The sequence below is a fragment of the Amycolatopsis pretoriensis genome (genome assembly GCF_900107925.1).
GTDB lineage: Bacteria > Actinomycetota > Actinomycetes > Mycobacteriales > Pseudonocardiaceae > Amycolatopsis > Amycolatopsis pretoriensis.
In genome coordinates this window covers 310,725-337,723 of record NZ_FNUJ01000008.1, presented here as the reverse complement: position 1 = coordinate 337,723, position 26,999 = coordinate 310,725, and the positions used below count along the sequence as shown (strand labels likewise).

General features: G+C 71.4%; 22 protein-coding genes and 1 riboswitch. Of the genes, 15 read left to right on the top strand and 7 right to left on the bottom strand.

From position 1 onward, the window contains the following. Nucleotides 1-2: 2 nt before the first annotated feature. The 4 genes from BLV96_RS35025 to BLV96_RS35010 are packed head-to-tail and all read left to right on the top strand — an operon-like array spanning nt 3 to nt 4,186. A complete protein-coding gene (locus BLV96_RS35025; protein ID WP_208608401.1) occupies nt 3-1,367 on the top strand; it encodes a glutamine synthetase family protein in 1,365 nt (454 codons plus the stop codon). After that, nucleotides 1,348-2,058 carry a gamma-glutamyl-gamma-aminobutyrate hydrolase family protein gene (locus tag BLV96_RS35020; protein WP_086674943.1) on the top strand — a complete coding sequence of 237 codons (711 nt, stop codon included), beginning with the start codon at nt 1,348-1,350 and terminating at the stop codon, nt 2,056-2,058. Before BLV96_RS35025 ends, BLV96_RS35020 begins: the two co-directional genes overlap by 20 nt. After that, entirely contained in the window at nt 2,055-3,419 is a 1,365-nt protein-coding gene (locus BLV96_RS35015) for an aldehyde dehydrogenase family protein (RefSeq protein ID WP_086674944.1), read from the top strand. The genes BLV96_RS35020 and BLV96_RS35015 overlap by 4 nt, the downstream gene beginning before the upstream one ends. Continuing rightward, nucleotides 3,419-4,186: a 3-oxoacyl-ACP reductase gene (locus tag BLV96_RS35010; protein ID WP_086674945.1), complete on the top strand. Its 768-nt coding sequence runs from the start codon at nt 3,419-3,421 to the stop codon at nt 4,184-4,186. Before BLV96_RS35015 ends, BLV96_RS35010 begins: the two co-directional genes overlap by 1 nt. Here the strand turns inward: BLV96_RS35010 and BLV96_RS35005 are convergent. Further along, nucleotides 4,183-4,380, bottom strand: a complete 198-nt coding sequence (locus BLV96_RS35005; protein WP_086674946.1) for a hypothetical protein — start codon at nt 4,378-4,380, stop codon at nt 4,183-4,185. The two genes, BLV96_RS35010 and BLV96_RS35005, sit on opposite strands and share 4 nt — an antisense overlap. Before the next feature lie 72 nt (nt 4,381-4,452). On the opposite strand from BLV96_RS35005, the gene BLV96_RS35000 reads away from it, so the two are divergent. The 7 genes from BLV96_RS35000 (at nt 4,453) to BLV96_RS34970 (ending at nt 14,053) form a co-directional block, all read left to right on the top strand. Beyond that, nucleotides 4,453-5,745 carry a helix-turn-helix domain-containing protein gene (locus BLV96_RS35000; RefSeq protein ID WP_086674947.1) on the top strand — a complete coding sequence of 431 codons (1,293 nt, stop codon included), beginning with the start codon at nt 4,453-4,455 and terminating at the stop codon, nt 5,743-5,745. A gap of 103 nt (nt 5,746-5,848) precedes the next feature. Beyond that, nucleotides 5,849-5,942: riboswitch (glycine riboswitch) on the top strand. 136 nt (nt 5,943-6,078) lie between these two features. Next, nucleotides 6,079-8,910: an aminomethyl-transferring glycine dehydrogenase gene (gene gcvP, locus BLV96_RS34995; RefSeq protein ID WP_086674985.1), complete on the top strand. Its 2,832-nt coding sequence runs from the start codon at nt 6,079-6,081 to the stop codon at nt 8,908-8,910. A gap of 6 nt (nt 8,911-8,916) precedes the next feature. After that, nucleotides 8,917-10,008, top strand: a complete 1,092-nt coding sequence (gene gcvT / locus BLV96_RS34990; protein WP_086674948.1) for a glycine cleavage system aminomethyltransferase GcvT — start codon at nt 8,917-8,919, stop codon at nt 10,006-10,008. Between the two features lie 13 nt (nt 10,009-10,021). Beyond that, nucleotides 10,022-10,399: a glycine cleavage system protein GcvH gene (gcvH, locus tag BLV96_RS34985; protein ID WP_086674949.1), complete on the top strand. Its 378-nt coding sequence runs from the start codon at nt 10,022-10,024 to the stop codon at nt 10,397-10,399. Next, on the top strand, nt 10,399-11,673 hold the full coding sequence (gene glyA / locus BLV96_RS34980; protein ID WP_086674950.1) for a serine hydroxymethyltransferase: 1,275 nt from the start codon (nt 10,399-10,401) through the stop codon (nt 11,671-11,673). The genes gcvH and glyA overlap by 1 nt, the downstream gene beginning before the upstream one ends. Next, nucleotides 11,670-12,671, top strand: coding sequence for a lipoyl synthase (lipA, locus tag BLV96_RS34975; RefSeq protein WP_086674951.1), 1,002 nt, complete (start codon nt 11,670-11,672; stop codon nt 12,669-12,671). The genes glyA and lipA overlap by 4 nt, the downstream gene beginning before the upstream one ends. Before the next feature lie 14 nt (nt 12,672-12,685). Then, nucleotides 12,686-14,053 carry an L-serine ammonia-lyase gene (locus tag BLV96_RS34970; RefSeq protein WP_086674952.1) on the top strand — a complete coding sequence of 456 codons (1,368 nt, stop codon included), beginning with the start codon at nt 12,686-12,688 and terminating at the stop codon, nt 14,051-14,053. A gap of 82 nt (nt 14,054-14,135) precedes the next feature. Here the strand turns inward: BLV96_RS34970 and BLV96_RS34965 are convergent, their stop codons facing one another. After that, nucleotides 14,136-14,324 carry a hypothetical protein gene (locus tag BLV96_RS34965; RefSeq protein WP_167379822.1) on the bottom strand — a complete coding sequence of 63 codons (189 nt, stop codon included), beginning with the start codon at nt 14,322-14,324 and terminating at the stop codon, nt 14,136-14,138. 155 nt (nt 14,325-14,479) lie between these two features. Here BLV96_RS34965 and BLV96_RS34960 point away from each other — a divergent pair, with 155 nt between their 5' ends. Then, on the top strand, nt 14,480-15,199 hold the full coding sequence (locus tag BLV96_RS34960; RefSeq protein ID WP_167379835.1) for a FadR/GntR family transcriptional regulator: 720 nt from the start codon (nt 14,480-14,482) through the stop codon (nt 15,197-15,199). A gap of 16 nt (nt 15,200-15,215) precedes the next feature. Here the strand turns inward: BLV96_RS34960 and BLV96_RS34955 are convergent, their stop codons facing one another. After that, a complete protein-coding gene (locus BLV96_RS34955; RefSeq protein ID WP_086674988.1) occupies nt 15,216-17,126 on the bottom strand; it encodes a LamG-like jellyroll fold domain-containing protein in 1,911 nt (636 codons plus the stop codon). Between the two features lie 156 nt (nt 17,127-17,282). On the opposite strand from BLV96_RS34955, the gene BLV96_RS34950 reads away from it, so the two are divergent. Then, complete coding sequence (locus BLV96_RS34950) at nt 17,283-19,196, top strand: transglycosylase domain-containing protein (RefSeq protein WP_086674953.1); 1,914 nt, start codon at nt 17,283-17,285, stop codon at nt 19,194-19,196. Nucleotide 19,197: 1 nt separating this feature from the next. Here BLV96_RS34950 and BLV96_RS34945 read toward each other — a convergent pair whose 3' ends face one another. Continuing rightward, nucleotides 19,198-19,854 (bottom strand): O-methyltransferase, encoded by a 657-nt coding sequence (locus tag BLV96_RS34945; protein ID WP_086674954.1) that lies wholly within the window; start codon nt 19,852-19,854, stop codon nt 19,198-19,200. Between the two features lie 62 nt (nt 19,855-19,916). On the opposite strand from BLV96_RS34945, the gene BLV96_RS34940 reads away from it, so the two are divergent. Together BLV96_RS34940 and BLV96_RS34935 are read left to right on the top strand one after the other, a co-directional pair. Beyond that, nucleotides 19,917-21,239 (top strand): aminotransferase-like domain-containing protein, encoded by a 1,323-nt coding sequence (locus BLV96_RS34940; protein WP_086674955.1) that lies wholly within the window; start codon nt 19,917-19,919, stop codon nt 21,237-21,239. A 95-nt stretch (nt 21,240-21,334) separates the two neighbouring features. Then, the gene (locus BLV96_RS34935; RefSeq protein ID WP_086674956.1) at nt 21,335-22,459 is read left to right on the top strand and encodes an FAD-dependent oxidoreductase; all 1,125 of its coding nucleotides are present in this window, start codon (nt 21,335-21,337) and stop codon (nt 22,457-22,459) included. Here the strand turns inward: BLV96_RS34935 and BLV96_RS34930 are convergent. The 3 genes from BLV96_RS34930 to BLV96_RS34920 form a co-directional block, all read right to left on the bottom strand. Next, entirely contained in the window at nt 22,456-24,237 is a 1,782-nt protein-coding gene (locus BLV96_RS34930) for a hypothetical protein (RefSeq protein ID WP_086674957.1), read from the bottom strand. The two genes, BLV96_RS34935 and BLV96_RS34930, sit on opposite strands and share 4 nt — an antisense overlap. Nucleotides 24,238-24,610: 373 nt before the next feature. Next, nucleotides 24,611-26,590 carry an SDR family oxidoreductase gene (locus tag BLV96_RS34925; RefSeq protein WP_086674958.1) on the bottom strand — a complete coding sequence of 660 codons (1,980 nt, stop codon included), beginning with the start codon at nt 26,588-26,590 and terminating at the stop codon, nt 24,611-24,613. Nucleotides 26,591-26,649: 59 nt separating this feature from the next. Next, nucleotides 26,650-26,853, bottom strand: a complete 204-nt coding sequence (locus tag BLV96_RS34920; protein WP_086674959.1) for a hypothetical protein — start codon at nt 26,851-26,853, stop codon at nt 26,650-26,652. Nucleotides 26,854-26,999: the final 146 nt, after the last annotated feature.

Sequence of the window (26,999 nt, the reverse complement as noted above, 5' to 3'; positions counted from 1 at the left end):
TGATGGCACGCAGGCGAGGCATGCTCACCCTCGACGAGCTCCGGGCCCGCGTCGACGCGGGCACGATCGACACCGTGCTCGTCGCGATCACGGACATGCAGGGCAGGCTCCAAGGCAAGCGCTGCTCGGCGGAGTACTTCCTGGACGAGGTCGTCGGCCACGCCACCGAGGCCTGCAACTACCTCCTGGCCGTGGACGTCGACATGAACACCGTCGACGGCTACGCGCTCTCCTCCTGGGAAAGCGGCTACGGCGACTTCGTGCTGCGCCCCGACTTCGACACCCTGCGGGAGATCCCCTGGCAGGAGGGCACCGCGCTCGTGCTGGCCGACGTCGAGCGCGTGCAGGGCGGCGCGGTCAGCGTGTCGCCGCGGCAGATCCTGCGGCGGCAGCTCGAACGGCTCGCCGAACGGGGGCTCGCCGCCTACGTCGGGACCGAACTCGAGTTCATCGTCTTCGACGACACCTACGAAGCCGCCTGGGACAAGCGCTACCACGGCCTCAAGCCCGCCAACCAGTACAACGTCGACTACTCGATGCTCGGCACCGCGCGCCTCGAGCCGCTGCTGCGCCGCATCCGCAACGACATGGCCGGCGCCGGGCTCTACCCCGAGTCCGCCAAGGGCGAGTGCAACCCCGGCCAGCAGGAGATCGCCTTCCGCTACACCGACGCGCTCGCCACCTGCGACAACCACAGCGTCTACAAGAACGGCGCCAAGGAGATCGCCGCGCAGGAGGGCAAGAGCCTCACGTTCATGGCGAAGTACAACGAGCGCGAAGGCAACTCCTGCCACATCCACATCAGCCTGCGCTCCACCGAAGGCCGGGCCGTCCTGTCGGGCGACCACGACCACGGCTTCTCGACGCTCATGGAGCAGTTCCTCGCCGGTCAGCTCGCCGCGCTGCACGAGCTGACCTACTTCTTCGCCCCGAACATCAACTCCTACAAGCGGTTCATGCCCGGCAGCTTCGCGCCGACCGCGATCGCGTGGGGCACCGACAACCGCACCTGCGCGCTGCGCGTCGTCGGGCACGGCGAGTCGCTGCGCGTCGAAAACCGCGTGCCGGGCGGGGACGTCAACCCCTACCTCGCCGTCGCCGCGTTGATCGCCGCCGGCCTGCACGGCATCGAAAACGAGCTGGAGCTGGAAGAACCCTTCACCGGCAACGCCTACAGCTCCGATCGCGACACTGTCCCGACGACGTTGCCCGAGGCCGCCGCGGCTCTCGCGGGGAGCGACTTGGCGCGGGAGGCGTTCGGCGACGACGTCGTCGACCACTACCTGAACGCGGCGAAGATCGAGATCGACGCCTACAACGCCGCCGTCACCGACTGGGAGCTCGTCCGTGGCTTCGAGCGACTTTAAGCCCGTCATCGGCCTCACCAGCTACCTCGAACCCGCGAAGTTCGGAGTCTGGGAGACCGAAGCCGTTCTGCTGCACCGGTTCTACGTCGACTGCGTCGTCACGGCCGGCGGCATCCCGGTGCTGCTGCCGCCGGTGTCCGACGCGTACGACGGGCTCGTGTCCACCGTGGACGGGCTCGTGCTCACCGGCGGCGCCGACGTCGAACCGGCGCGCTACGGCCACGAGCCGCACCCCGCCACCTACACCCGGCCGAACCGCGACGCCTTCGAGTTCGGCCTGTTCGACGCCGCGCGCCAGGCGGGCAAGCCCGTGCTCGGCGTCTGCCGCGGCCTGCAGGTGATGAGCGTCGCCCTCGGCGGCACCCTGGTCCAGCACCTGCCGGAGGCGAGGGAGACCACCGAGCACCAGCCCGCGCTCGCGACGTTCGGCCGCGGAACGGTGACGCTCGCCGAAGGCAGCCGGGCGGCGTCGATCCTGGGCTCGGAGACCAAGACCCTGTGTTACCACCACCAGGCGATCGACCGGCTCGGCGCCGGCCTCGAAGCGGTCGGCTGGGCCGCCGACGGCACCATCGAGGCCGCCGAGATCCCGGGTGAGTTCGCCCTGGGTGTCCAGTGGCACCCCGAGCAGGACAGCGACGACGTCCGGCTGTTCCAAGCCCTCGTCGACGCGAGCAAGGAGAACCGATGACCACGTTCGACGTCCGGAACCCCGCCACCGAGCAGGTCGTGCGGACGGTCCCCCTGACCAGCGCCGAAGAGACCGACGCGGCGATCGCCCGCGCGCGGGCGGCGTTCCCCGCGTGGCGCGACGTCACCCCCGGCGACCGCGCGCGGCTCCTGCGCCGCTTCGCCGACGCCGTCGAGGCCGACATCGAGCACCTCGCGCGGCTGGAGGTCGAGAACTCCGGGCACACCATCGGCAACGCCCGCTGGGAGGCCGGCAACGTCAGAGACGTCCTCAACTACTACTCCGCCGCGCCGGAACGCCTGATCGGCAAGCAGATCCCGGTGCCGGGCGGGGTCAACGTCACGTTCCAGGAGCCCCTGGGCGTGGTCGGCGTGATCGTCCCGTGGAACTTCCCGATGCCGATCGCCGGCTGGGGGTTCGCGCCCGCGCTCGCCGCCGGCAACACCGTCGTCCTCAAGCCCGCCGAGCTGACGCCGCTGACCGCGATCCGGCTGGCCGAGCTGGCGCGCGAGGCAGGCATCCCGGAGGACGTCTTCCAGGTGCTGCCCGGCAAGGGATCCGTTGTCGGGCAACGGTTCGTGGACCACCCGGGCGTGCGCAAGGTCGTCTTCACCGGCTCGACCGAGGTCGGCAAGCAGATCATGGCCGGCTGCTCGGCGCAGGTGAAGCGCGTGACCCTCGAACTGGGCGGCAAGAACGCGAACATCGTCTTCGCCGACTCCGACCTGGAGAAGGCCGCGGCGACCGCGCCCTACGGCGTCTTCGACAACGCCGGCCAGGACTGCTGCGCGCGGTCACTGATCCTGGTGCAGGCGAGCGCGTACGACCGCTTCATGGAGCTCCTAGAGCCCGCGGTGCACGGCGTCGTCGTCGGCGACCCCGGTGACGAGAAGACCGAGATGGGGCCGCTGATTTCGGCGTCACACCGGGAAAAGGTGGCCTCCTACGTCCCGGACGACGCGCCCGTCGCGTTCCGCGGCAGCGCGCCCGCCGGCCCCGGCTACTGGTTCCCCCCGACCGTCCTCACCCCGCCCGACCTGCGCCACCCCGCCGTGGCGGAGGAAGTGTTCGGCCCGGTCGTCGCCGTCGTGCCGTTCGCGGAGGAGGCCGACGCGGTCCGGATGGCCAACGCGACCGAGTACGGCCTGTCCGGGTCGATCTGGACCCGCGACGCCGGCCGCGCGTTCCGCGTGGCACGCGGCGTCGAAGCCGGCAACCTGTCGGTGAATTCGCACTCTTCGGTGCGCTACTGGACGCCGTTCGGCGGCTTCAAGCAGTCGGGCCTCGGCCGCGAGCTGGGCCCCGACGCCGCGGCGGCGTTCACCGAAACCAAGAACGTCTTTCTCAGCACGGAGGAGTAATGGTCCAGCGTTTCGAAGGCCGCGTCGCGGTGATCACCGGCGGCGCGAGCGGCATCGGGCTCGCGTCGGCCCGCCGCCTGGCGAGCGAAGGCGCGAAGGTCGTCATCGGGGACCTGACGCCGGATTCGGGCAAGGCCGCGGCCGACGAGATCGGCGGCGCGTTCATCCAGACCGACGTCACCGACGCCGAACAGGTGGAGAACCTGTTCCACAGCACGGTCGAGCAGTTCGGCTCGGTCGACGTCGCGTTCAACAACGCGGGGATCTCCCCGCCCGAGGACGACTCCATCCTGACCACCGGCATCGACGCGTGGGAGCGGGTGCAGCGCGTCAACCTGACGTCGGTGTACCACTGCTGCAAGGCGGTGTTGCCGCACATGCAGCGCCAGGGCAAGGGGTCGATCATCAACACGGCGTCGTTCGTCGCGGTGATGGGCGCGGCGACGTCGCAGATCTCGTACACGGCGTCCAAGGGCGGCGTGCTGGCGATGAGCCGCGAGCTGGGCGTGCAGTTCGCGCGGGAGAACATCCGCGTCAACGCGCTGTGCCCGGGCCCGGTCAACACACCGCTGCTGAAGGAGCTGTTCGCCAAGGACCCGGAACGCGCGGCGCGGCGCCTGGTGCACGTGCCGGTCGGCCGGTTCGCGGAGCCGGAAGAAATCGCGGCGGCGGTGGCGTTCCTGGCCAGCGACGACGCGAGCTTCATCACGGCGTCGCAGTTCCTGGTCGACGGCGGTATCTCCGGCGCGTACGTCACCCCGCTCTAACGGCGCGTCGGTTTCTTGACGCCGTAGACCTCCCGGAGGTAGTTCCAGGCGGCGTTGAGCTTCTTGCGCTCTTCGGTGATTTCGCGTTCCCGGCGGCGCAGGATCCGGGTGGCGATTTCGGAGGCGAGGAACGCGCCGGCGGCGAAGGTGAGCACGCCGACGATCAGGGTGAGGGCGACGATGGTGGTGGTCATGGTGACCAGCGTCGACGCCGGATGGGCGATTCGTCCCTGCGCAAAGCTAGCGGGTTTCGTTAGCTTTGTGAGGTGACGCACTGGCGCGCCGGCGAGTGGGCGGAAGCGGTCCGGGCCGGGATCCGCTCGCGGGGCCTCTCCCTGGACGAGGCCGCCCGGCGCATCGGCGTCCCCACCTCCACCCTGCGCAGCTGGATCGAGCACCGGCACGCGCCGAAGGTGACCGTCTTCGACCACTGGGCCCAGCTCGCCGAAGTCACCGGCCTCGGCGAAGCCGAACTCCTGCGCGTCGCCGGCGTGCTGCCCGACTCCCTCGCCAGCCCGGTGCACGTCGCCCAGGCCGCGAAGGCCCTGCGGGAAGGCATCGACCAGGCCGGGCGGTTCCTGCGGCAGGCCACCGCGCTCGTCTACTCCTCGCCCGGCACGCAGGTCGCCAACGCCATCGCCGCGTCGGCGATCGACTGGGAGATGCGGATCCGGTCGGCCACGCGCGGTGACGAAGTGCGCGTCACCTACCACCACTACGTCGGGATCGTGGCGCCGCGGGACTTCCCGCACGACGACGGCGAGGTGCGCCGGATCATCGAGCACGACATCCTCGGCGAGCTGTGGCGGCCGCTCGGGCTCTACTGGCGCGTCGCCGAGGTGCACGACTGGCACGCACCGCCGCGGCTGGTCATCCAGGTGCCCGAGCAGGAGGCGACGCGCCCGCCCGCGCCGGCGCCCGTGGTCGCCGCGCCGCCGGTCGTCGTGCTGTCGCCGATCTGGGGGTACGGCGAGCTGCTGGCCTCGCTCGTCGCCGACGGACTCGGGTTCGGCAACGTCGACTTCCGCTACTTCGGCCTCCCGGACGCGATGGCCGACCGCGTCCGGATCACCGCCCGTGAGCTGGCGGAACCGGCACCGCGGCTGGTGCACTCGGTGCCGCCGATCATGCTGCTGCACGGGCTGGCCGTGCCGGACCTGACCGGACGCCTGCCCGTCGTGGTCCGCTACGGCCCTCGCATGCGCGCCCGCGCGGCGCGGATCTACCGCGAGCCGCTGCTCGAAGCCGGGTTCGAAGATCCCGAAGAGGGAGCGCGGGCCATCGAGGAGGCGATCTCGGTCCCGCCGGGGTGCGCGTACTTCGAGGTGACGCTCGCCGACGAGGACGTCTTCGACGGCGACCACCCCTCGCTGGACCGGCTCAACGACTCGGTCGCGTGGCTCGCCGAGCAGCTCGTCGAGCAGGTGCTGCTGGGGGCCGGGCACCCGCCCGTGCCGGTTGGCGGGCCGCTGAAACGCCTGGTCGGGCCCTCGGGCCGGGTCCGGCGGCCACCCGCGCTGGCCGGGAGCGTGACCCGCCGGGTCGACCGTGCGCCGTGAGGGTCGAGGCGAGGTCGAGGATCACTGTGGCGTTGCCCGGGTGAAGTAGACGGACCTCGAACCCGGCAGGTACCGTGACCGTCACAACTGCAGATCGGGCCGTAGAGCCGGGGCGGGAGAGCCCCCACGAAGTCAGTGGGGCACCGAAGGAGCAAACTCCCCAGAATCTCTCAGGTACCTGTTACCGCTTCGCGCGAGGCCACTCTGGAAAGCAGGCGCACCCGCGCCTCACCCAAGGTGAAAGCCGTGTCTCCCACGGTGAAACTCTCAGGTGCCATGACAGAGGGGGAGTTCCCAGCGCACCGCTGTGTGCCCAGGCCCGAGGAGCTCCCCATCACCTCAACGCAGTTCGACGCCCGCCACATCGGCCCGTCCGAGGCCGAACGCGCGAAGATGCTGGCCGAGTGCGGTTACGGCAGCCTGGACGCACTCGTCGGCGCCGCCGTCCCGACCGCGATCCGCGCGACGAAGGAACTCACCCTCCCGCCCGCCGCGTCCGAAGAGGACGCCACCGCGGAGCTGCGCGCCCTCGCCGCGCGCAACCGGCCGATGACGCAGATGATCGGCCTCGGCTACTCCGACACCGTCACTCCCGGCGTCATCCGCCGCAACGTCCTCGAGAACCCGGCCTGGTACACCGCGTACACGCCCTACCAGCCGGAAATCTCCCAGGGCCGGCTCGAAGCCCTCCTCAACTTCCAGACGATGGTCGCCGACCTGACCGGCCTGGCCACCGCGAACGCCTCGCTGCTGGACGAGTCGACCGCCGTCGCCGAGGCCGTCACGCTCATGCGCCGCGCGTCGAAGTCGAAGTCCAACAAGGTCGTGCTCGACGCCGAGTGCCTGCCGCAGACCATCGCCGTCGTGCGGACCCGCGTCGAGGCCCTGGGCATCGAGGTCGAGGTCCGCGACCTGCTCACCGGCCTGCCGGACGACTTCTTCGGCGTCGTCGTCCAGTACCCCGGCGCGTCCGGCGTGCTGCGCGGCCGCGGCTTCTACCACGCGATTTCCGAGTCGGCGAAGGCCGCGGGCGCGCTGTTCACCGTCGCCGCCGACCTCCTCTCGCTGACGCTGATCACCTCGCCCGGCGAGTTCGGCGCCGACGTCGCCGCCGGGTCGACGCAGCGCTTCGGCGTCCCGCTCGGCTACGGCGGCCCGCACGCCGGGTACATGTCCGTCCGCTCCGGACTCGAGCGCTCGCTGCCCGGGCGCCTGGTCGGCGTCTCGGTCGACGCCGACGGCAACTCCGCCTACCGCCTCGCCCTGCAGACGCGTGAGCAGCACATCCGCCGCGAGAAGGCGACCTCCAACATCTGCACCGCGCAGGTCCTGCCGGCCGTGCTCGCCGCGATGTACGCGGTCTACCACGGTCCGGACGGCCTGAAGAAGATCGCCCAGCGCGTCCACGGCCTCGCCGCGGGCTTCGCCGACGCTCTGCGCGAGGCCGGCGTCGAGGTCGTGCACGAGTCCTTCTTCGACACGGTCGTCGCGCGCGTCCCGGGCCGCGCCGCCGAGGTCCACACGGCCGCCCGCGAAGCCGGGATCAACCTCGGCCACGTTGACGCCGACCACGTCCGCGTCGCCTTCGACGAGGTCAGCACCCCCGCGATCACCGCGAAGGTCCTCGGCGCCTTCAAGATCGACGCCGAAGTCGAGGACGGCGTCGCGCTGCCGAACGGCCTGGCCCGCGAGAGCGGCTTCATGGGCCACGAGGTCTTCGGCACCCACCGCTCCGAGACGGCGATGCTGCGCTACCTGCGCAAGCTGTCCGACCTGGACTACGCGCTCGACCGCGGCATGATCCCGCTCGGCTCCTGCACGATGAAGCTCAACGCCACCACGGAGATGGAACCGATCAGCTGGCGCGAGTTCGCCGGCATCCACCCGTTCGCGCCGGCCGAAGACGCCGAGGGCTACCACGTCCTCGTGGCGCAGCTGGCCGAGTGGCTGGCCGAGGTCACCGGCTACGACAAGGTGTCGCTGCAGCCGAACGCGGGCAGCCAGGGCGAACTGGCCGGCCTCCTCGCGATCCGCGCCTACCACCGCGCGAACGGCGACGAGGCCCGGGACGTCTGCCTGATCCCGTCGTCCGCGCACGGCACCAACGCCGCGTCCGCGGTGCTCGCCGGCATGCGCGTGGTCGTCGTGAAGTGCACCGACGAGGGCAACGTCGACCTCGCCGACCTGCGGTCCAAGGTGGACACCCACCGCGACACCCTGGCGGCGATCATGGTGACGTACCCGTCCACGCACGGCGTGTACGAGCACGACATCGACGAACTCTCGAAGATCGTCCACGACGGCGGCGGCCAGGTGTACGTCGACGGCGCGAACCTCAACGCCCTGCTGGGCCTGGCCAAGCCGGGCGAGTTCGGCGGCGACGTCTCGCACCTGAACCTGCACAAGACCTTCTGCATCCCGCACGGCGGTGGCGGCCCCGGCGTCGGCCCGGTCGCGGTGCGCGCGCACCTCGCGCCGTTCCTGCCCAACCACCCGCTGCTGGACCAGGCCGGCCCGGCGACCGGTGTCGGCCCGATCAGCGGCGCCCCGTACGGCTCGGCGTCGATCCTGCCGATCTCGTGGGCCTACGTCCGGATGATGGGCGCGCCCGGCCTGACCGCGGCGACGAAGGTCGCCGTGCTGGCCGCGAACTACGTCGCCGCCCGGCTGGCGCCGCACTACCCGGTGCTCTACACGGGCCAGGACGGCCTGGTCGCGCACGAGTGCATCCTCGACCTGCGCCAGATCACCAAGGAGACCGGCGTGACGGTCGACGACGTCGCCAAGCGGCTCATCGACTACGGCTTCCACGCGCCGACCATGTCGTTCCCGGTCGCGGGGACGCTGATGGTCGAGCCGACCGAGTCCGAGGACCTGGGCGAGATCGACCGGTTCATCGCCGCGATGATCGCCATCCGCGCCGAGATCGACGAGGTCGCTTCCGGGAAGTGGAGTGCCGAGGAGTCGCCGCTGCGCGGGGCCCCGCACACCGCGGAGACGCTGGTCGGGGAGTGGGACAAGGTCTACGACCGCGAGCTGGCCGTGTACCCGGCCGGGGTGTCGCGCAAGAACAAGTACTGGCCCCCGGTGCGTCGCATCGACGGCGCCCGCGGCGACCGTAACCTCGTGTGCTCCTGCCCGCCCCTCAACGCTTACGAAGGCTGAGCTCCAGTGTCGAAAGAGACCTCCCTGCACGGAGTCCACAAGGGACTCGGTGCGCTGTTCACCGACTTCGCCGGCTGGTCCATGCCGGTCCGCTACGCCAGCGAGCTGGCCGAGCACAAGGCCGTCCGCGAGGCGGCCGGGCTGTTCGACCTCTCGCACATGGCCGAAATCCACGTCACCGGCAAGCAGGCGGCCGACGTCCTGGACTTCGCGCTGGTCGGCAACCTCACCGGGGTCAAGCCGGGCCGCGCGCGGTACACGATGATCTGCGACGCTTCCGGCGGTGTGCTGGACGACCTGGTCGTCTACCGCCTGGCCGACGAGCACTACCTGGTTGTCGCGAACGCGGGCAACGCGAAGGTCGTCGCGGATGCGCTGGCCGAGCGGGTCGCGGGCTTCGACGCCGTCGTCGACGACCGCAGCGAGACCACCGCGCTGATCGCGGTCCAGGGTCCGAAGGCCGTCGAGATCCTCGGCGCGGTCACCGACGCCGACCTCGACGCGCTGAAGTACTACGCCAGCGTCCCGGCGAACGTGAAGGGCCACGACGTCCTGCTCGCCCGCACCGGCTACACCGGCGAGGACGGCTTCGAGCTGTTCGTCGACGCCGACGAGGCCCCCGCGGTCTGGCGCATCCTCACCGAGGCGGGCGAGGGCCACGGCCTGGTCCCGGCCGGCCTGGCCTGCCGCGACACGCTGCGGCTGGAAGCCGGGATGCCGTTGTACGGCAACGAACTCACCCTCGACCAGAGCCCGTTCGAGGCCGGCCTCGGCCGCGTCGTCAAGTTCGAGAAGCCGGGCGACTTCGTCGGCCGCGCGGCTCTGGAGGAGCGGTCCAAGCAGGACGTCCCGCGCGTGCGGGTCGGTCTCAAGGGCGCCGGTCGCCGGGCCCCGCGTCACGGGTACAAGCTGCTGGCCGACGGCAAGGAGATCGGCGAGGTCACCAGCGGCGCGCTGTCGCCCACGCTGGGTTACCCGATCGCCATGGCGTACGTCGATCGGGCGTACGCCGAGCCCGGCACCGAGCTCTCCGTCGACATCCGGGGCAGGATCGAGCCCGTCGAGGTCGTCGCCCTGCCCTTCTACTCCCGCGCGTAAGGACTGTTGAACCGTGAGCATCCCCGAGAACCTGAAGTACACGAAGGAACACGAGTGGCTGTCCGTCGAAGACGGCGTCGCCACCGTGGGCATCACCGCCTTCGCCGCCGAGTCGCTCGGTGACATCGTGTTCGTCCAGCTGCCCGACGCGGGCTCGACCATCACCGCCGGCGAGGTGTTCGGCGAGGTCGAGTCGACCAAGTCGGTCAGCGAGCTGTACGCGCCCGTCTCCGGCGAGGTCGTCGAGGTGAACGGCACCACATCGGACACCCCCGAGGTCATCAACTCCGACCCGTACACCGAAGGATGGCTCCTGAAGGTGCGTCTGACCGGGGACGTGCCGGAGCTGCTCGACGCCGCCGCGTACGCCGCGCACACCCAGGAGAACTGATGACGACTTTCGACGCCCACCTCGCCGACGTCGACCCCGAGGTCGCCGCGGCCGTCGCGGACGAGCTGACCCGCCAGCAGTCGACCCTGGAGATGATCGCCTCCGAGAACTTCGCCCCGGTGGGCGTGCTCGAAGCGCAGGGCTCGGTGCTGACCAACAAGTACGCCGAGGGCTACCCCGGACGTCGTTATTACGGCGGCTGCGAGCACGTCGACGTCGTCGAGCAGCTGGCGATCGACCGCGCGAAGGCTCTCTTCGGCGCCGAGCATGCCAACGTCCAGCCGCACTCGGGCGCGCAGGCCAACGCGGCCGCGATGTTCGCCGTGCTCAAGCCGGGCGACACGATCCTCGGCCTCGACCTGGCGCACGGCGGCCACCTGACGCACGGGATGAAGATCAACTTCTCGGGCAAGCTCTACAACGTCGTCGCCTACCACGTCGACAAAGAGACCGGGATCGTCGACCTCGCCGAGATCGAGCGCCTGGCCGTCGAGCACCAGCCGAAGCTGATCATCGCCGGCTGGTCCGCCTACCCGCGTCAGCTGGACTTCGCCGAGTTCCGCCGCATCGCGGACAAGGTCGGCGCCAAGCTGATGGTGGACATGGCGCACTTCGCCGGGCTCGTCGCGGCGGGGCTGCACCCGTCGCCGGTGCCGCACGCCGACATCGTCACCACGACCACGCACAAGACCCTCGGCGGTCCGCGCGGCGGCCTGATCCTCTCACGCGAGGAGCTGGCGAAGAAGATCAACTCGGCGGTGTTCCCCGGCCAGCAGGGCGGGCCGCTGGAGCACGTCATCGCGGCCAAGGCCGTCGCGCTGAAGATCGCCGCGAGCGAGGAGTTCAAGGAGCGTCAGGAGCGGACCCTCGAGGGCTCGCGGATCCTGGCCGCGCGGCTGTCGCAGTCGGACTGTGCCGACGCGGGTGTCCGGGTGCTGACCGGCGGGACCGACGTCCACCTGGTGCTCGTCGACCTCGTCCAGTCCACTCTGGACGGTCAGCAGGCCGAGGACCGCCTGCACGAGGTCGGCATCACGGTCAACCGCAACGCCGTCCCGTTCGACCCGCGCCCGCCGATGATCACGTCGGGCCTGCGCATCGGCACGCCGGCGCTTGCCACGCGCGGGTTCCGGGCCGAGGACTTCACCGAGGTCGCCGACGTCATCGCCGAAGCCCTCAAGCCGGACTTCGACGACGCTCTCCGCTCGAAGCTGCGCGACCGCGTCGAGGCGCTGGCCGCGAAGCACCCGTTGTACGCGGACCTTTCGCGATGAGCGCGTTGCCCGAGGGCCGGAAGCTGCTGCGGCTGGAAGTCCGCAACAGCGAGACGCCGATCGAAAAGAAGCCGCCGTGGATCAAGACGCGGGTGCGGATGGGGCCGGAGTTCACCGAACTCAAGGGCCTGGTTCGGCGCGAGGGTCTGCACACGGTGTGCGAAGAGGCCGGTTGTCCCAACATCTACGAGTGCTGGGAAGACCGTGAGGCCACGTTCCTCATCGGTGGTGACCAGTGCACGCGCCGGTGTGACTTCTGCCAGATCGACACGGGCAAGCCCGCGGAGCTGGACCGCACGGAACCGCGGAAGGTCGCGGAGTCCGTGCAGGCCATGGGTTTGCGGTACTCGACGGTCACCGGCGTCGCCCGCGACGACCTGGAAGACGGCGGTGCCTGGCTCTACGCCGAGACCGTCCGGCAGATCCACGACCTGAACCCGGGTACCGGTGTCGAGCTGCTGATCCCGGACTTCAACGCCGACCCCGCGCAGCTGGCCGAGGTGTTCGGTTCGCGGCCGGAAGTCCTTGCCCACAACGTCGAGACGGTGCCGCGCATCTTCAAGCGCATCCGCCCCGGCTTCCGGTACGCGCGCTCGCTGGAAGTCATCACCAAGGCCCGTGAGTTCGGCCTGGTCACGAAGTCGAACCTGATCCTCGGCATGGGTGAGACGCCCGAAGAGGTGGCTCCGGCCATGCGGGACCTCGTCGACGCGGGCTGCGAAATCCTGACCATCACGCAGTACCTGCGTCCGTCGCCGCGGCACCACCCGGTGGACCGGTGGGTCAAGCCGGAGGAGTTCGTCGAGCACTCCCAGGCCGCCGAGGCCATGGGCTTCGCGGGCGTGATGGCGGGTCCGCTGGTGCGGTCGTCGTACCGCGCCGGACGGCTCTACGCCCAGACCAAGGGTTACCGTGGGGAGGAGCTGCCGGAGAACCTGCGGCACCTCGCCGACCAGGGCCCGGCCGCGCAAGAAGCCAGCTCGCTGCTGGCGCGATAGGAAGGGGCGGATCAATGGCGATCAGCGTCTTCGACCTGTTTTCCATCGGCATCGGGCCGTCCAGCTCCCACACGGTCGGCCCGATGCGGGCGGCACTGACCTTTGTGGACGGACTCGGCGACGACCTCGCCGCGACGTCCCGCGTCCAGGCCGAGCTGTTCGGCTCGCTCGGCGCGACCGGATTCGGCCACGGCAGCGACAAAGCCGTCCTGCTCGGGCTTTCCGGCTCGCGTCCGGAGGAGATCGACACCTACACCGTGCCGGCCCGCATCGCGGAAATCCGCGAGTCCGGGCAGCTGCTTCTGGGCGGCACGCACAAGATCGGGTTCGTCGAGGACACCGACCTCACCATGCACCGGCGCAAGTCCCTGCCGGCGCACCCGAACGGCATGGTCTTCCGCGCGTTCGACGCTTCGGGCGCGCTGCTGCGGGAACGCACGTACTACTCGGTCGGCGGCGGCTTCGTCCGCGACGAGTCGTACGAGACGGACACGGTGTTCGTCGAGGACTCGACGCCGGTGCCGTACCCGTTCCGCACCGGCGCGGACCTCCTCGGGCACTGCTCGGCGACGGGTCTGTCGATCAGTGAGGTCATGCTGGCGAACGAGCTGTCCTGGCGCACCGCCGAGGAGGTGCGCTCCGGGCTGCTGGACATCTGGGCGGTCATGGCGGAGTGCGTCCGCAACGGCTGCACCCACGAGGGTGTCCTGCCGGGCGGGCTGAAGGTGCCGCGGCGCGCGCGTTCGCTGCACGAGAAGCTCCTGGCCGAAGACGGCGCGGACGACCCGTTGTACGCGATGGACTGGGTGAGCCTGTACGCCCTGGCAGTCAACGAGGAGAACGCGGCGGGCGGCCGGGTCGTCACGGCCCCGACCAACGGCGCGGCGGGCATCATCCCGGCGGTCCTGCACTACTACCAGCGGTTCATCCGGCACTCGACCGACGACGGCATCGTGAAGTTCATGCTCACGGCGGGCGCGATCGGCTCGATCCTCAAGCAGACGGGCTCGATCTCCGGCGCGGAAGTGGGCTGCCAGGGCGAGGTGGGCTCGGCGTCGGCGATGGCGGCGGCCGGCCTGACCGAGGTCCTCGGCGGCACGCCGGCCCAGGTGGAGAACGCGGCGGAGATCGGCGTGGAGCACCACCTCGGGCTCACGTGCGACCCGGTCGGCGGCCTGGTGCAGATCCCGTGCATCGAGCGCAATGCGGTGGGAGCGTCGAAGGCGATCCACGCGGCCCGCATGGCGATGCGCGGGGACGGAAGCCACGTGGTGACGCTGGACAAGGCGATCAAGACGATGCGCGAGACGGGCGCGGACATGAGCGTCAAGTACAAGGAAACAGCCCGCGGCGGCTTGGCGGTGAACGTCATCGAGTGCTGAGACCGGAGCTTTCACGTGAAAGCTACGCCGCAGCTTTCGTAGGGAAAGTGCCGGGGGCGCAGCTTTCGTAGGGAAAGCTCCGTCAGTTGCGGCGGTCCTCGTCCTCCGCCGCCAGCTTCAGGCCCACCTCGACGAGGCGCCAGCCGAACTGCTGTTTCCTCGTGCCGAGGTGTCTCCGCGGGGCCGCCCGGCCCGGGGGGCGGTTGCGGACGCCGTGGCGCAGCTCGTCCTCCCGCTCGTGGACCAGGTCTTCCGCCATCAGGAAGTGCACCGGATCGCCCCCTGCGTCGATGTTCGGTGTCGGTGGTTACATCGTCGCCGACAGTGGCCGTTCGGTTCCACAGGTTTTCCGCACCGCGAACACAGTGTGATCGCCTCGCGAGCCCGAAGCCACTCCGAGACTGCCCCGCGGCCTAAACTCACCGGATGGAACCGACCTCGGTGGTGAATGCCGGTGAAGCGCTGTTCCGGCCGGTCCGCGCGGGCAACGCCTTCGAGGAGACCGTCGAGCGGCTGCTGCAGGCCATCCGCCTCGGTGTGGTCGGCGCGGGGGAGCGGCTGCCGTCGGAGCGGGAGCTCGCCGAGCGCCTCGGGGTCAGCCGCGTCACGCTCCGCGAAGCCATCCGGGCCCTCTCCGACGCCGGTTACGTCGAGTCACGGCGGGGCCGCTACGGCGGCACCTTCGTGAACGACACCCTTCCCGGCCCGCCCGCGCCCGACGGCAAGATCGACGCCGTCGGCCTGGAGGACGCGTTGTGCCTGCGGTACGTCCTCGAGACGGGCGCCGCGGAGATGGCCGCCGCCCGGTCGCTCAGCCCGGCCGACCGGCGCCACCTCACCGGGACCCTCGCCGAAGCCGCCGGCGCGGACCTCGACGACTACCGCCGCAAGGACTCCCGCCTGCACCTGGCGATCGCCGAGGTGACGGCGTCCGGCTCGCTGACCACGGCGATGGCCGACGCCCGCACCCGCGTCAACCAGCTGCTCGACCGCATCCCGCTGCTCCCGCCCAACCTCGAGCACTCGAACGCCCAGCACGAGGCGATCGTGGACGCGATCCTGGCCGGCGACGCCCCGGCCGCCCGGCAGGCCATGGCGGAGCACATCGAGGGCACCGCGTCCCTGCTGCGCGCCTTCCTGTCCTGACCGGGCGGCCGGTGGGTCACCGGGTCATGAACTCCTCGAGCCGCAGCGCGCGGCCGACGATCCGGACGTCGCCGATCCAGCCGTGGAACACGTTGTCGAGCGCGCCGCCGTATTCGTGGCCGCCGAGGAGCCACGGGAGGCCGAGCGAGGCGATGCCGACGGAATCGGTGAAGGGGTTGTCGGCCACCGGGGAGCTTTCGACGTAGAGCTTCGCGTGGTGCCCGTCGTTGACCACCGCGATGTGCCACCACTGGTCTTCGGCCAGGCCGTGGCTCCAGTTGGTGGTCGGGTAGGTCTGGCTGAGCGGGTAGTGGTTGAACTGCACCTCACGACCGTTGTTCGTGGTCATGAGCTGGGCCACCGGCTCCCTCGGGTCGGTGTTCTTGCCGTGCTTGCCCGCGTCGCCGGACGCGCCGCGGCGGACCAGGACCGGCATGTTGCCGTTGGTCCCGCCGTCCCAGTCACGCGGGATCTTCACGAACGTCTCGATCGTGTAGCCGCGCTTGAACGTCTCGGTGTTCAACGGCGCGCGCGGCCCGGTCGTCAGGTAGGCGCCGTGCAGCGGGTTCTTGCCACCGGCGAACCGGAGGCTCGCGTGCCCCGGCTGGTCCGGGTGGTGGTCGTCGGTCCGGACCAGCGCGTCCGGCGCGGTGCCGGGGACCGACTGCAGCGTGAGGTCGTTGCCGTGGCCCGACAGGTCGCGCACGGCGGTGACGGCGCCGCCGCTGGTGTCAACGTTGTCAAAGCGCCAGTACGCGAGCGTGCCCGGCACGAGCACCTTGTTCGCCGGCCGCGCCGGGCGGACCGGCACCGGGATGAAGCCGGCGAACCGCCGCTCGAAGTCGAACGGCATCGAGAAGCGGTCGACGGCCGTGGTGAGCCGCGCCTCCAGCACCTCCATGCGGTTGCGCGTCGCGGGGTCCTTCTCGAGGATCCACGGCGAGACCGTCTCGACGTCGATCGTGTTGCGGTCCAGGTCGAAGTGGTACAGGCGCAGCATGCCGCCGCCGCTCATGTACCGGTTCTGGTAGTTCGTGATGTGCAGGTGCACGTCGTGGCCGGCGGTGTTCTGCTTCGTCACGCGCCCGGAGGGCCAGTAGTGGCCGTTGAGCGTGAGGAAGATCTGGTCGTTGTCCTTGATCAGCGAGTCCCAGACGGTCTGGCCGTAGCCGCTGAACTCGGCGTTGTTCTCGGGGTCGCCGGACTCGTACGGGTAGACCTCGTCGCCGTAGGTCGGCCCGACGATCTCGTGGCAGGTGAGGATCACCGGCAGCTTCGGGTGCTTCTCGATGACGTCGTTGGCCCAGGCGAAGCCCGCGGCGGACGTCCGCCAGTCCATGGCCAGCAGCAGCCACTCCTGCCCGGCGGCGCGGAAGACGTGCGCGGTGTTGTAGCCGCTCGCGTCGGAGCCGAGGAACGACTTCTGCCGGCGGAACCGCTGGGGGCCCATCGTCTGCAGGTACGGCGTGGTGCCGCGCGTGTCGTCGCCGGACACGTCGTGGTTGCCCGCGAGGACGCTGTAGGCGACGCCGGCCTGGTCGGCGATCTCGAACGTCTTGCCCACGGCCTGGAACGACGTCGTGTCGGCGTCCTGCGTCAGGTCGCCGAGGTGAGCCAGGAAGACGATGTTGTGGTCCGGCCGGCCGCTGTTTTCGATCACGTACCGCAGCGACGCTTCCTGCGGCTCCGGGTTGATGCTGTTCTGGCTGCCCCAGTAGAGGTACTGGGTGTCCGGCATGACGGCGACGGTGAACTGGCGGCTTTCGCCGTCCGGGTTCCACCGGCCGCGGCTGAAGTTCTCGGGGGTCGGGGGAGCGGCTTCGGCCGGTGCGGCGCCGAGCGCGCCCAGGGCCGTCGCGCCGACGCCGGCCAGCCCCGCGTTGCGCAGGAACGACCGTCTGTTCGGGCCCGCCTGGTTTTCGCGCATGATGTGCCTCATTCGGTTTTCCGGGGGAGAGTTCTTCGGCGGTCCGGACGCTAATCCCGCCTGCTTGAGCCGACGCGAACATCGTCTTGACAGGATTCGAACAACTCTCGGTAGTTCTCCACAGAACCTCTTCACCCGTCCGGCCGTCATCCATTCGTGACCTTGGCGACCGAGGAAAACGACGAAGAAGCCGCGAAGCCGGACAACCCGCGCCGCCGGCGGTGGCGGCGGATCCGGCGGATCGGGTACTGGAGCTTCGGGCTGCTCGTCGGCGTCCCGCTGATCGCCTTCTGGGTCGCCTACCTCGTGCTCGACGTCCGCAGCCCCCAAGAGGTCCTCGCCGGGCTCGACAAGACCGTCGTGCTCACCTACTCCGACGGCTCCGAGCTGCTCAAAGTCGTCCCGGCCGACGGTGACCGCACCTTCGTGCCCTACGCGCAGGTGCCCGCGAAACTGCGTGACGCCATCATCGCCACCGAAGACCCGACGTTCTGGGACAACCAGGGCTTCGACCCGACCGGCATCGGCCGCGCGTTCCTCACCGGCGTCGGCGGCGGGTCCGGGATCACCCAGCAGTACATCAAGAAGTCCACCGGCGACGACGACGCCACGATCGGCCGCAAGTTCGCCGAGCTCGTGCTGGCCACGAAGATCACCCAGGAGCAGAGCAAGGAGCAGATCTTCGAAAGCTACGTCAACATCATCTCCTTCGGCCGCGGCACGTTCGGGCCCGCCGCGGCGATGAACGCCTACTTCGGCAAGAAGCTCGACGACTCGATGACGTGGAGCGAAGCGGCCTTCCTCGCCGGGATGATCCAGTCGCCGTCGGTGCACGACCCGGCCGCCTCCGGCGACGCGCACGCCGCCCGGCGCTGGCAGTACGTGCACGACAAGCTCGTGGCCCGCGGGTACGTGCGGCCGGGCGAACCCATGGCCTACCCCGGGACCGAGATCCAGTCGCCGTCCGAGACCCGCGCCGGCCGCCTGACCTACGACCAGTTCCACGTCAAGCAGGAGGTCCTCGCCGAACTGGAGCAGGACGGCTTCCCGCTCGCGCGGCTGCAGCAGGGGAACATGACCGTCGAGACGACGCTGGACCACGGCCTGCAGGACGCCGCGAAGAAGGCGTTGCAGGACAGGCTGAAGGGCGAGCCGAAGGAGTTCCGCGGCGCGCTGGTCTCGATCGACCCGAAGACCGGCGCCGTCCGCGCCTACCAGGGCGGCGACCAGGGCGTCCGCGACTACGCGAGCACCCCGCACGCCGCGGGCTCGGCGTTCTACCCGTTCACGCTCGCCGCCGGCCTGCGCCGCGGCTACGGCCCGGACGTGCCGGTCCCGGCGCCCGAGGAGCAGGAGTTCCTCGGCGAGAAGTTCAAGTACCCCGAGGTCTGCGGCCCGAAGTGCACCCCGCGCACGGCGATGCGGGCGCACGCCGACGGCCCGTTCGTCGCGCTGGCGAAGAAGCTCGGCCCGGACGCGCTGAGCGAAACCGCGCGGCAGGCGGGCATCCCGGAGACCGTCGACGGCACGCCGACCCTGCGCGAGAAGGACGGTTTCCTGATCGGCGCGGGCATCGCGATCGGCCGGTACCCGGTGCGGCCGCTGGACTTGGCGGGCGCCTACGCGACGTTCGCCGCGGACGGCCGCCGCACCACCCCGCACCTGGTCGCGAAGGTGCGGGACGACAGCGGCACGGTCGTCTGGGAGCACACCGACACCGCGCGGCCGGCGTTCGACGAAGACGGCGACGAGAGCCGCCGCATCGCCCGGGAGGTCACCGGCACGCTGACCGACGGCACCGGCGCCGCGCTGCGCACCGGCGAGGCCGAGCACGGCAACAGCCCCGACTTCCAGGACGCCTGGGCCGTCGGCTACACGCCGGAACTGGCGACCGCGGTCTGGATCGGCTCCGACGACGAGCGCCTGCTGAAGGACGCGAACGGCGTGAAGCTCACCGGTGACGTCGTCCCGGCCGACGTCTGGCGTGGGTACACGGCCGCAGCCGGGCAGGGACAGCCGGCCCGGCCGATCGCCGTCGGGCCGCCCCCGGTGGTGCGGCCGCCGCGGTGAGTCAGCGGACCAGGGCCAGCACGAACCCGTCGTGCCCCTTGGCGCCCACGGTCTGCACGGCGGTCGCGTCCAGCCGCGGTTCGGCGGCGAGGACGTCGAACATCTCGCGCGCGCCCAGGACGTTCGGGTCGGTGCTCCCGGCGTCGGCCACCCCGCCCTGGCGGACGACGTTGTCGACGACGATCGTCGTGCCCGGCCGCGACAGCTCCAGCGACGCGCGCACGTAGTTGGCGAGGTTGTTCTTGTCGGCGTCGACGAAGATGAAGTCGAACGGCCCGGTCAGCGCCGGCAGCGTGTCGAGCGCGGCGCCGACGCGGATGTCGACGACGTCTTCGCCGAACCCGGCCCGCGCCAGGTTGGCCTTCGCGACTTCGGCGTGCCGCGGCTCGTATTCGCAGGTCACCAGCTTGCCGCCGGTCGGCAGCGCGCGGGCCAGCCAGATCGTGCTGTACCCGCCGAGCGTGCCGATCTCCAGGATCGAGCGGGCACCGGCCTGGCGGGCCAGCAGGTTCAGCAGCTTGCCCTGGTTGGGCGCGACGGCGATGTGCGGCAGCCCGGCGGCATCCGCGTCCGCCAGCGCGGCGTCGAGCACCGGGTCGGCGGGGAGCAGCGCCGAAGCGAGGTAGTCGTCGACTTCGGCCCAGGTCTTGTCGGTCATGGCACCTCCACCGCCAATCTAGCGGGCTGGGATCATGCCCAGGAGGAAAGGGAGGTGGGGCCGTGGACGACTACCGCGTCGTCGCGGACGCCCTCGCCGCGGACATCGAAGCCGGCCGGCTCCGGCCCGGCGACCGCCTCCCGCCGCAGCGGCGCTTCGCACGTCAACGCGGCATCGCCGGCTCCACCGCCGCCCGTGTCTACGGCGAACTCGTGCGACGCGGCTTGGCCGTCGGCGAGGTCGGGCGCGGCACGTTCGTCCGGGCCGCGAAGCCGCCGCCGGAACCCGCGCTCGCCGAACCCGGGGACGCGCGCGTCGACCTCGAACTCAACTTCGCCGTCCTGCCTGGCGAATCCGCGAAGCTCGCCCGGGCACTGCAACCCCTGCTGCGCGACGACGTCCTCACCGCCGCCCTGCACCCGATCGGCGCCGCGGGCACGCCCGCCGCCCGGCAGGCCGCGGCCACGCTGCTCACCCGCGGCGACTGGCGGCCGGACCCCGGAACGATCCTGTTCACCGGCAGCGGGCGGCAGGCCATCGCGGCCGCGGTCGCCGCGTTCGTGCCGGTGGGGGAGCGGCTCGCGGTCGAGTCCCTGACCTACCCGGTGGTCAAGGGCCTCGCCGCCCGCCTCGGCGTCGAACTCGTGCCGATCGAGACCGACGAGCACGGCCTGGTGCCGGCCGCGCTGGCCGCGGCCGGGCCGGTCCGCGCGCTCTACGTCCAGCCGACGCTGCACAACCCGCTCGGCACGACCATGCCCGAGCGCCGCCGCGAAGAGCTGGCGGACGTCGTGAACCGGCTGGACCTGCCGGTGATCGAGGACGGCATCTACACGTTCCTGCGCGACGACGTCCGGCCGTTCGCCGCGTACGCGCACGCGCGGACGGTGTTCGTCGACAGCCTCTCCAAGCGCGTCGCCCCCGGTTTGACGGCGGGTTTCCTGGTGACGCCGCCGGCGTGGACGCCCCGGCTGGCGTCGTCGGTGCGGTCGGGTGCGTGGGCCGCGTCGCGCTTCGCCGTCGAAGCGGCGACCCAGTGGATCATGACCGGCACCCTCGCCGAGGTCGAAGCGGCGAAACGCCGTGACGCCGCCGAGCGGGCCGCCGTCGTCGAGGAGAAGCTGCCGGGCCTGCGGGGCGATGCCGCGTCCTACCACCGCTGGTGGGAGCTGCCGGAGCAGTGGCGGGCGGAGACGTTCGTCGCGGCGGCCGCCCGGCGCGGCATCGCGCTGCTGCCGGCGGCGGCGTTCGCGGTCCTGCCGGGGCACGCGCCGAACGCCGTGCGGCTCGCCGTGTCCGCGCCGCCGGTGCCGACCCTGGAAGCGGCCCTCGACGTCCTGGCGACCCTGGCGAGCGGCAGTCCCGACGACCTCCTCGCCGACTGACAGCGGGTACCAGCGGGGTGCCAGTGCGGTGTGCGGCCCGCACCAGGCGCCCTCGCCACTCTTCGGTGGTCGCGAAACGAACCGAAGGAGCAACCATGACCGTCACGATCATCGGCGCCGGCCTCGGCGGCCTCACCCTGGCCCGGGTCCTGCACGTCCACGGCGTCCCCGTCACGGTCTACGAGGCCGAGGATTCCCCGATGGCCCGGATGCAGGGCGGGATGCTCGACATCCACGACTACAACGGGCAGCTCGCCGTCGAAGCCGCCCGCCTGGTGGACGAGTTCCGCGGTCTCGTCCTGGACGGCCGCCAGGCGATGCGGATCCTCGACCGGGACGGGAACCTGGTGTACGAGAAGGTCGACGACGGCACCGGCGGCCGCCCCGAGGTCCAGCGCGGCGAACTGCGGCAGATGCTGCTCGACGCGCTCCCCGACGGCACTGTCCACTGGGGACACAAGGTCACCGGCGTCCGCACGCTCGACGACGGCTGCCACGAGGTGACCTTCGCCGGCGGCGGCACCGTCGTCGCGGACCTGCTGGTCGGCGCCGACGGCGCGTGGTCGAAGGTCCGGCCGCTGCTCACCGGCGCGACCCCGGAGTACGAGGGCACGGCGTTCGTCGAGACCTACCTGTTCGACGTCGAGTCGAAGCACCCGGCCACCGCGGCGGCGGTCGGCACGGGGTCGATGGTCGCCCACGGCGGCTCGCCCGACGACGGGATCAACGCCCACCGCGAAAGCGGCGAGACCGTGCACACCTACGTGGCGCTCTCCCGGCCGCTGGAGTGGTTCGAGGCCATCGACTTCACCGACCCCGCCGCGGCCGCCGCGCGGATCGCGGAGGAGTTCGACGGCTGGGCCCCGGAGCTGACGGCGCTGATCACCGACGGCGACACCGACCCGGTGCTGCGTCCGCACTACACGCTGCCGGTGGGGCTGCGGTGGAACCGCGTGCCGGGCGTGACCCTCGTCGGCGACGCCGCCCACCTCGCGCCCCCGAACGGTGAAGGCGCCAACCTGGCCATGCTCGACGGCGCGGAGCTGGGCCAGGCGCTCGCCGCCCACCCCGGCGACGTCGAAGCGGCTCTGAACCAGTACGAGGAGGCCATGTTCGTCCGCAGCGCGACCCCGGTCGACGACGCCGTCCTGCTCGAAAGCCTCTTCGGCGACGACGTCCCGGAGAGCCTGCTGGAACTGGTCCGCGGCGAGGGGAATTAGGGCGCGTACTTCCCGACGAAGCTGCCGCACGTGACGGCGCGGCCCGTGAGCCGGGCCTGGATCGCCTTCTCCAGGCCGAGGTAGTCGAACACCGGTGTGTCCACCGGGATCGACTCCGGCACCGGGCCGCCCGTCGCGAGCTGCCGGATCGAGTCCGTCTCGAACAGCACCAGGTAGCCGCCTTCGCGGTTCAGCTCGTCGGCCGTCGCGAGCATGCGCTCGGGCGCGTCGCCGACGATCTCCAGCGGCAGCGGCCATTCGAGCGGGAACGGGTTCCGCAGGCCGAACGCGGGGTAGGCGAACGGGCTGTCCGGCAGGATCGCCGTCTTCGCCGCCGGGAAGCGGTCCAGGCAGCCGCGGATCTGGCGGACGAACGTGTGCGTCGAGGGGTTGGTGCGGATGCCGGCCATCGCCGGGGTGACGTCGCCGAGGTCCTCGGTCAGCCGGTCGTGGCCGAGATCGAGGTAGGCGGCCTGGTCGTGGCGGGCGACGACGACCCAGCCGCAGACCGCCACCGCGGTCAGGCCCGCCGTCGCGGTCACCCAGCGGCGCGCGAGCCGCGGCCGCGGCGGGACGACGTGGCTCAGCAGCAGCAACGCGGTCAGGGCGAGGGTGCCGGTGAGCAGCGTCGGCGTGTCGTTGCCCCAGGACAGGCTGGTCATGAACCCGGTGGCGAGCACGAGCAGTCCGGCCCAGGGCACCTTGCGCGTGACGGCCGCGTTGACCGGCACGCTCACCGCGACGATCCACCACAGGACGTCGGCCCAGCGCGAGGAGCCGGTGAACCGGCCGTCGACGACCGTCCAGACGACCGCGGCGGCGCCGGCGAGCACCAGCACCCAGGACGCGATCCGCCCGGCCGCGCCGAGCCGGTCACCCGGCAGCCGGACGGCCAGCAGCACCACGGCGATCGCGGCGAAGAAGGCCAGCTCCCGCACGGGCGCGCGGGTCAGCGCTTCGGGGTCTTCCAGCCAGAGCCCGAGCAGGCGTTCGCCGTACGCGGGGACGCCGCCGGTCAGCTGCTCGACCATCTCGGCGAACCCGCCGCCGAGGCTGACCCAGGCGACGTACAGCAGCCCGGGCGCACCGAGCGCGAGGAGGTCGAGGACGAACCGGAGCACGCGGCGGGTGCCCGCGCGGGTGGCCGGGTGCAGCAGCAGCCAGACGACGCCGATCACCGCGGCCAGCACGAAGCTCTGCTTGACGAAGACCGCGCAGCCGAGCAGCGCGAGCCCACCGCGCCGGGCCAGCGCCCGGTTCTTGGAGAGACCGGTGTCGAGGGCCCAGGCGCCGCACGCGGTGAGCGCGATGCCGTCGACGGTGTGCCAGGCCATCAGCGGGAAGGCGTTGAGGTTGATCAGCGACGCCGCCGCGACCATCGCCGTCATGCCCGGCCCCCAGTCGAGAACGCGGCGGCGCGTGACGAGCGCGGCGAAGGCGATGGTGGCGACGATGATCTCGATCATCGAGAGGAAGCTGGACCCGAAGAACAGCGGCATGGGCAGCGCGAAGTCGGCGACGTGCAGCACCGCGGACCCGAGCGGGCGCGCGGAGATGATGTCGGCGTGCGGGACTTCGCCGTGCAGGACGCGCCAGGCCTGGGCGAGGATGAAGCCCTGGTCGGAGGGGTGGAACCCGAACCGGCCGACGCGCAGTTCGGTACCGAGGGCGAGCACGAGGACCCAGCCGGCGTGCACGCCCCACCGCAACAGCGGGCGGCGAGTGTCCTCGGCCGCGGGTTCCGGCACGGCGGCGCGCGCAGGACTCGCCACGTCCACGCCTGCCCGCCTTCCGCTCCCCGATCACGCCCGGAAAGCGATGGTAGCGGCCGGGCCCGGGACCGGCATGGACAGCACCACCCGCCCTTGGGCTGAAGCGCCCCAATGTGGCCTTCGGTGCGTGAGACGCACCCAATGTGGCCTTCGGTGCGTCTGACGCAACCAAGGCCACATTGGGGCGCTTGGGCTCAGCCGAACGTGTGGCGGGCTGTGCCTATCGCGGCTGTCTCATCGGCGACGGCGGATCGTTCCCCAGTGGTGATTTCGCGCATTTCGAACTCCCCAGTTCACGCCCGTACCGGTGTACGGGACTCGCGCGAGGGTAGAAGTACCGTCGTGCGCAGAGCCAGGGTTTCCGCGGAATTCGCGGGGATCAAGCACGACGGCGCCAGATCAGGCGGGTGATCGCCGCCGCGACGGCCGCCGGCGCGGGCCGGCGGGCCAGGCCGCGGGCCTCGGGCGCGGACTCGCGCATCGCCGAGTACGCGAGGTGCGCGGCGAACCGCGCCACCCGCGGCGCGGCGAGCGTCGCCAGCTCGGCCGCCCGGCCCTCGGGCAGGCTCAGGATCTCCGGCCGCTCTTCGAGGGCCTTCACGACGAGCGCCGCCGCGCGCTCCGGGCTGCTCGACGGGATGCCGCGGTACCCGGTCGGTGCGATCATCGGCGTCCGCACCAGGGGCATCCGGACCGAGGTGAACGTGACGCCGTCGGAGAGCGTCTCGCGCCCGGCTGTCAGCCCGAACTCCTCCAGAGCGGCCTTCGACGCCAGGTAGGCCGAGAACCGCGGGGTGTCGGTCTGCAGGCCCTGGGTCGTCACGTTGACGACGTGGCCGAACCGCCGCGCGGCCATCGACGGCAGGAACCCGAGGATCAGCCGCACCGGCCCGAAGTAGTTGATGGCCATCGTGCGCTCGAAGTCGTGGAAGCGTTCGGTGGACAGCGCGACCGAGCGCCGGATCGACCGGCCGGCGTTGTTGACCAGCATGTCGACCGCGCCGTGCTCGCCGAGGACGTCCTTGACCAGCGCGTCGACGGCGTCGCCGTCGGTGAGGTCGCAGGGGTGGGCCGCCGCGACCCCGCCGGCCGCGGTGATCTCGTCGCGGACCTCGGCCAGCTCCGATTCCCGCCGCGCCACCAGGATCACCTTCGCGCCCTTGCGCGCCACGGCCAGCGCCGACGCCCGGCCGATCCCCGACGACGCGCCGGTGATCAGCACCGTCCGCCCGGCCAGCCCGTGCTGCCGCCGCGCGCGGTCGAGGTCGAGGTGGGCCTGCCAGTACCGGTAGAGCGGCGCCGCGTAGTCCCGCAGCTCCGGCAGCTCGATCCCGCTGCCGAACAACGCGGTCGTCGTCCGCGCGGTGTCGAAGACGACGTCCATGCTCAGGTGCGGCAGCACGTCCAGGGGGATGCCGAGCTCGTCCAGGACGGCGGCGCGGGTGGCCCGGCCGCCGGGCACGCGGTCGACGCCGTTCGCCGCTGCGTGCGCGAGCCGCGTCCCCAGCCGTCGCACCACGCCGGACGGCCGCGCGGGCAGCACGGCCCGGATCGTCGGACCACCGGCGGCGCGCGCGAAGGCGTTGTAGACGGAGTTGAGCGGCTGCGGCCGCGCGGCGGCGAGGTGGTACGTCGCCCCGGACGGCGCGTCCCGGTGCATCAGGAACTCCATCGCCTCGACGACGTAGTCGACCGGCACCAGGTTCGTCGCGCCCAGGTCGGGGGCGGCCAGCGGCAGCCGCGCAGGCAGGGCCGCCAGCCGCGAGATGGCGGGCAGGAAGAAGTACGGGCCGTCGACCTTGTCCATCTCGCCGGTGCGCGAGTCGCCGACGACGGCCGAGGGCCGGTAGACGCGGAAGGGCAGCGCCTGTTCGCGGACGAGCTTCTCGGCCTGGAACTTCGTCGCGTGGTACGGCGAGGAGAAGTGCTGCCCGAGGTCGAAGTCGGCCTCGGTGAACCGCCCCGCGTGGTCGCCCGCGACGGCGATCGACGACACGTGGTGCACCAGCCCCGCCCCGGCCGCGGCGGCGAAGGCCAGCAGGTGCCGGGTGCCCTCGACGTTGGCGCGCCGGTTGGCCTCCTCGTCCGCGGTGAGGTCGTAGATCGCGCCGAGGTGGACGACGTGGTCGAGGTGCGGCAACTCCGCGGGATCCGCGCCGAGCCGCGGTTCGGCGAGGTCGCCGACCACCGGGTGCAGCTTCTCCGCGCCCGGCCAGGCCGCGGCCGAGGCGGTCAGGCGCTCGCGGGAGGTTTCGCGGACCAAGGCGTACACGGCGGACGTCTCCGGCCGCCGCAGCAGGCGGGCGACCAGGCGTTTGCCGATGAAGCCCGTCGCGCCCGTCACGAAGTAGGTCGTCATGGCCGGTCCCTTCGGTAGGGGACCGACTCTAACCTACTGGAAAGTAGGAACGGTAGTTGTCAGCTTTCCAATTGGTCGTCGGCCGTCGCGACGACGGCGTCGCGCAGGGCGGCCCGCAGCCGTCCGACGTCGAGCGGGCCCAGTACGGCCGCTTCACCCGGCGGCGCGACCAGCACCACCTTGTCGTTGCTGACGAACACCGTCACGTCCCTGCGCCTGCCGGCCAGATCCCGGCAGCCGACCGACCATTCGCCCCGACTCATGGTCGCCGCCCTCCGTTTTCTCCTCGTGGTCGTGCTCCGTGCGAAGAGGGGAGCGCGGCGCGGAGGCGCTATGACGCCGGTTCACCCGATCTGCCTACTCGCGGGTTTTGCCTTGCGCTTCGCGGATTTCCGGCGTATCGCCCGGT

Excerpts from the sequence above, each read along its gene's own strand:
- lipA (WP_086674951.1), top strand. The coding sequence starts at position 11,670 with ATGAGCGCGTTGCCCGAGGGCCGGAAGCTGCTGCGGCTGGAAGTCCGC.
- BLV96_RS34925 (WP_086674958.1), bottom strand. The coding sequence starts at position 26,590 with ATGACGACCTACTTCGTGACGGGCGCGACGGGCTTCATCGGCAAACGC.
- BLV96_RS34970 (WP_086674952.1), top strand. The coding sequence starts at position 12,686 with ATGGCGATCAGCGTCTTCGACCTGTTTTCCATCGGCATCGGGCCGTCC.
- BLV96_RS35025 (WP_208608401.1), top strand. The coding sequence starts at position 3 with ATGGCACGCAGGCGAGGCATGCTCACCCTCGACGAGCTCCGGGCCCGC.
- BLV96_RS35005 (WP_086674946.1), bottom strand. The coding sequence starts at position 4,380 with ATGACCACCACCATCGTCGCCCTCACCCTGATCGTCGGCGTGCTCACC.
- BLV96_RS34960 (WP_167379835.1), top strand. The coding sequence starts at position 14,480 with ATGGAACCGACCTCGGTGGTGAATGCCGGTGAAGCGCTGTTCCGGCCG.
- BLV96_RS34945 (WP_086674954.1), bottom strand. The coding sequence starts at position 19,854 with ATGACCGACAAGACCTGGGCCGAAGTCGACGACTACCTCGCTTCGGCG.
- glyA (WP_086674950.1), top strand. The coding sequence starts at position 10,399 with ATGACGACTTTCGACGCCCACCTCGCCGACGTCGACCCCGAGGTCGCC.
- BLV96_RS34955 (WP_086674988.1), bottom strand. The coding sequence starts at position 17,126 with ATGCGCGAAAACCAGGCGGGCCCGAACAGACGGTCGTTCCTGCGCAAC.
- BLV96_RS34920 (WP_086674959.1), bottom strand. The coding sequence starts at position 26,853 with ATGAGTCGGGGCGAATGGTCGGTCGGCTGCCGGGATCTGGCCGGCAGG.
- BLV96_RS35010 (WP_086674945.1), top strand. The coding sequence starts at position 3,419 with ATGGTCCAGCGTTTCGAAGGCCGCGTCGCGGTGATCACCGGCGGCGCG.
- BLV96_RS34935 (WP_086674956.1), top strand. The coding sequence starts at position 21,335 with ATGACCGTCACGATCATCGGCGCCGGCCTCGGCGGCCTCACCCTGGCC.
- BLV96_RS35015 (WP_086674944.1), top strand. The coding sequence starts at position 2,055 with ATGACCACGTTCGACGTCCGGAACCCCGCCACCGAGCAGGTCGTGCGG.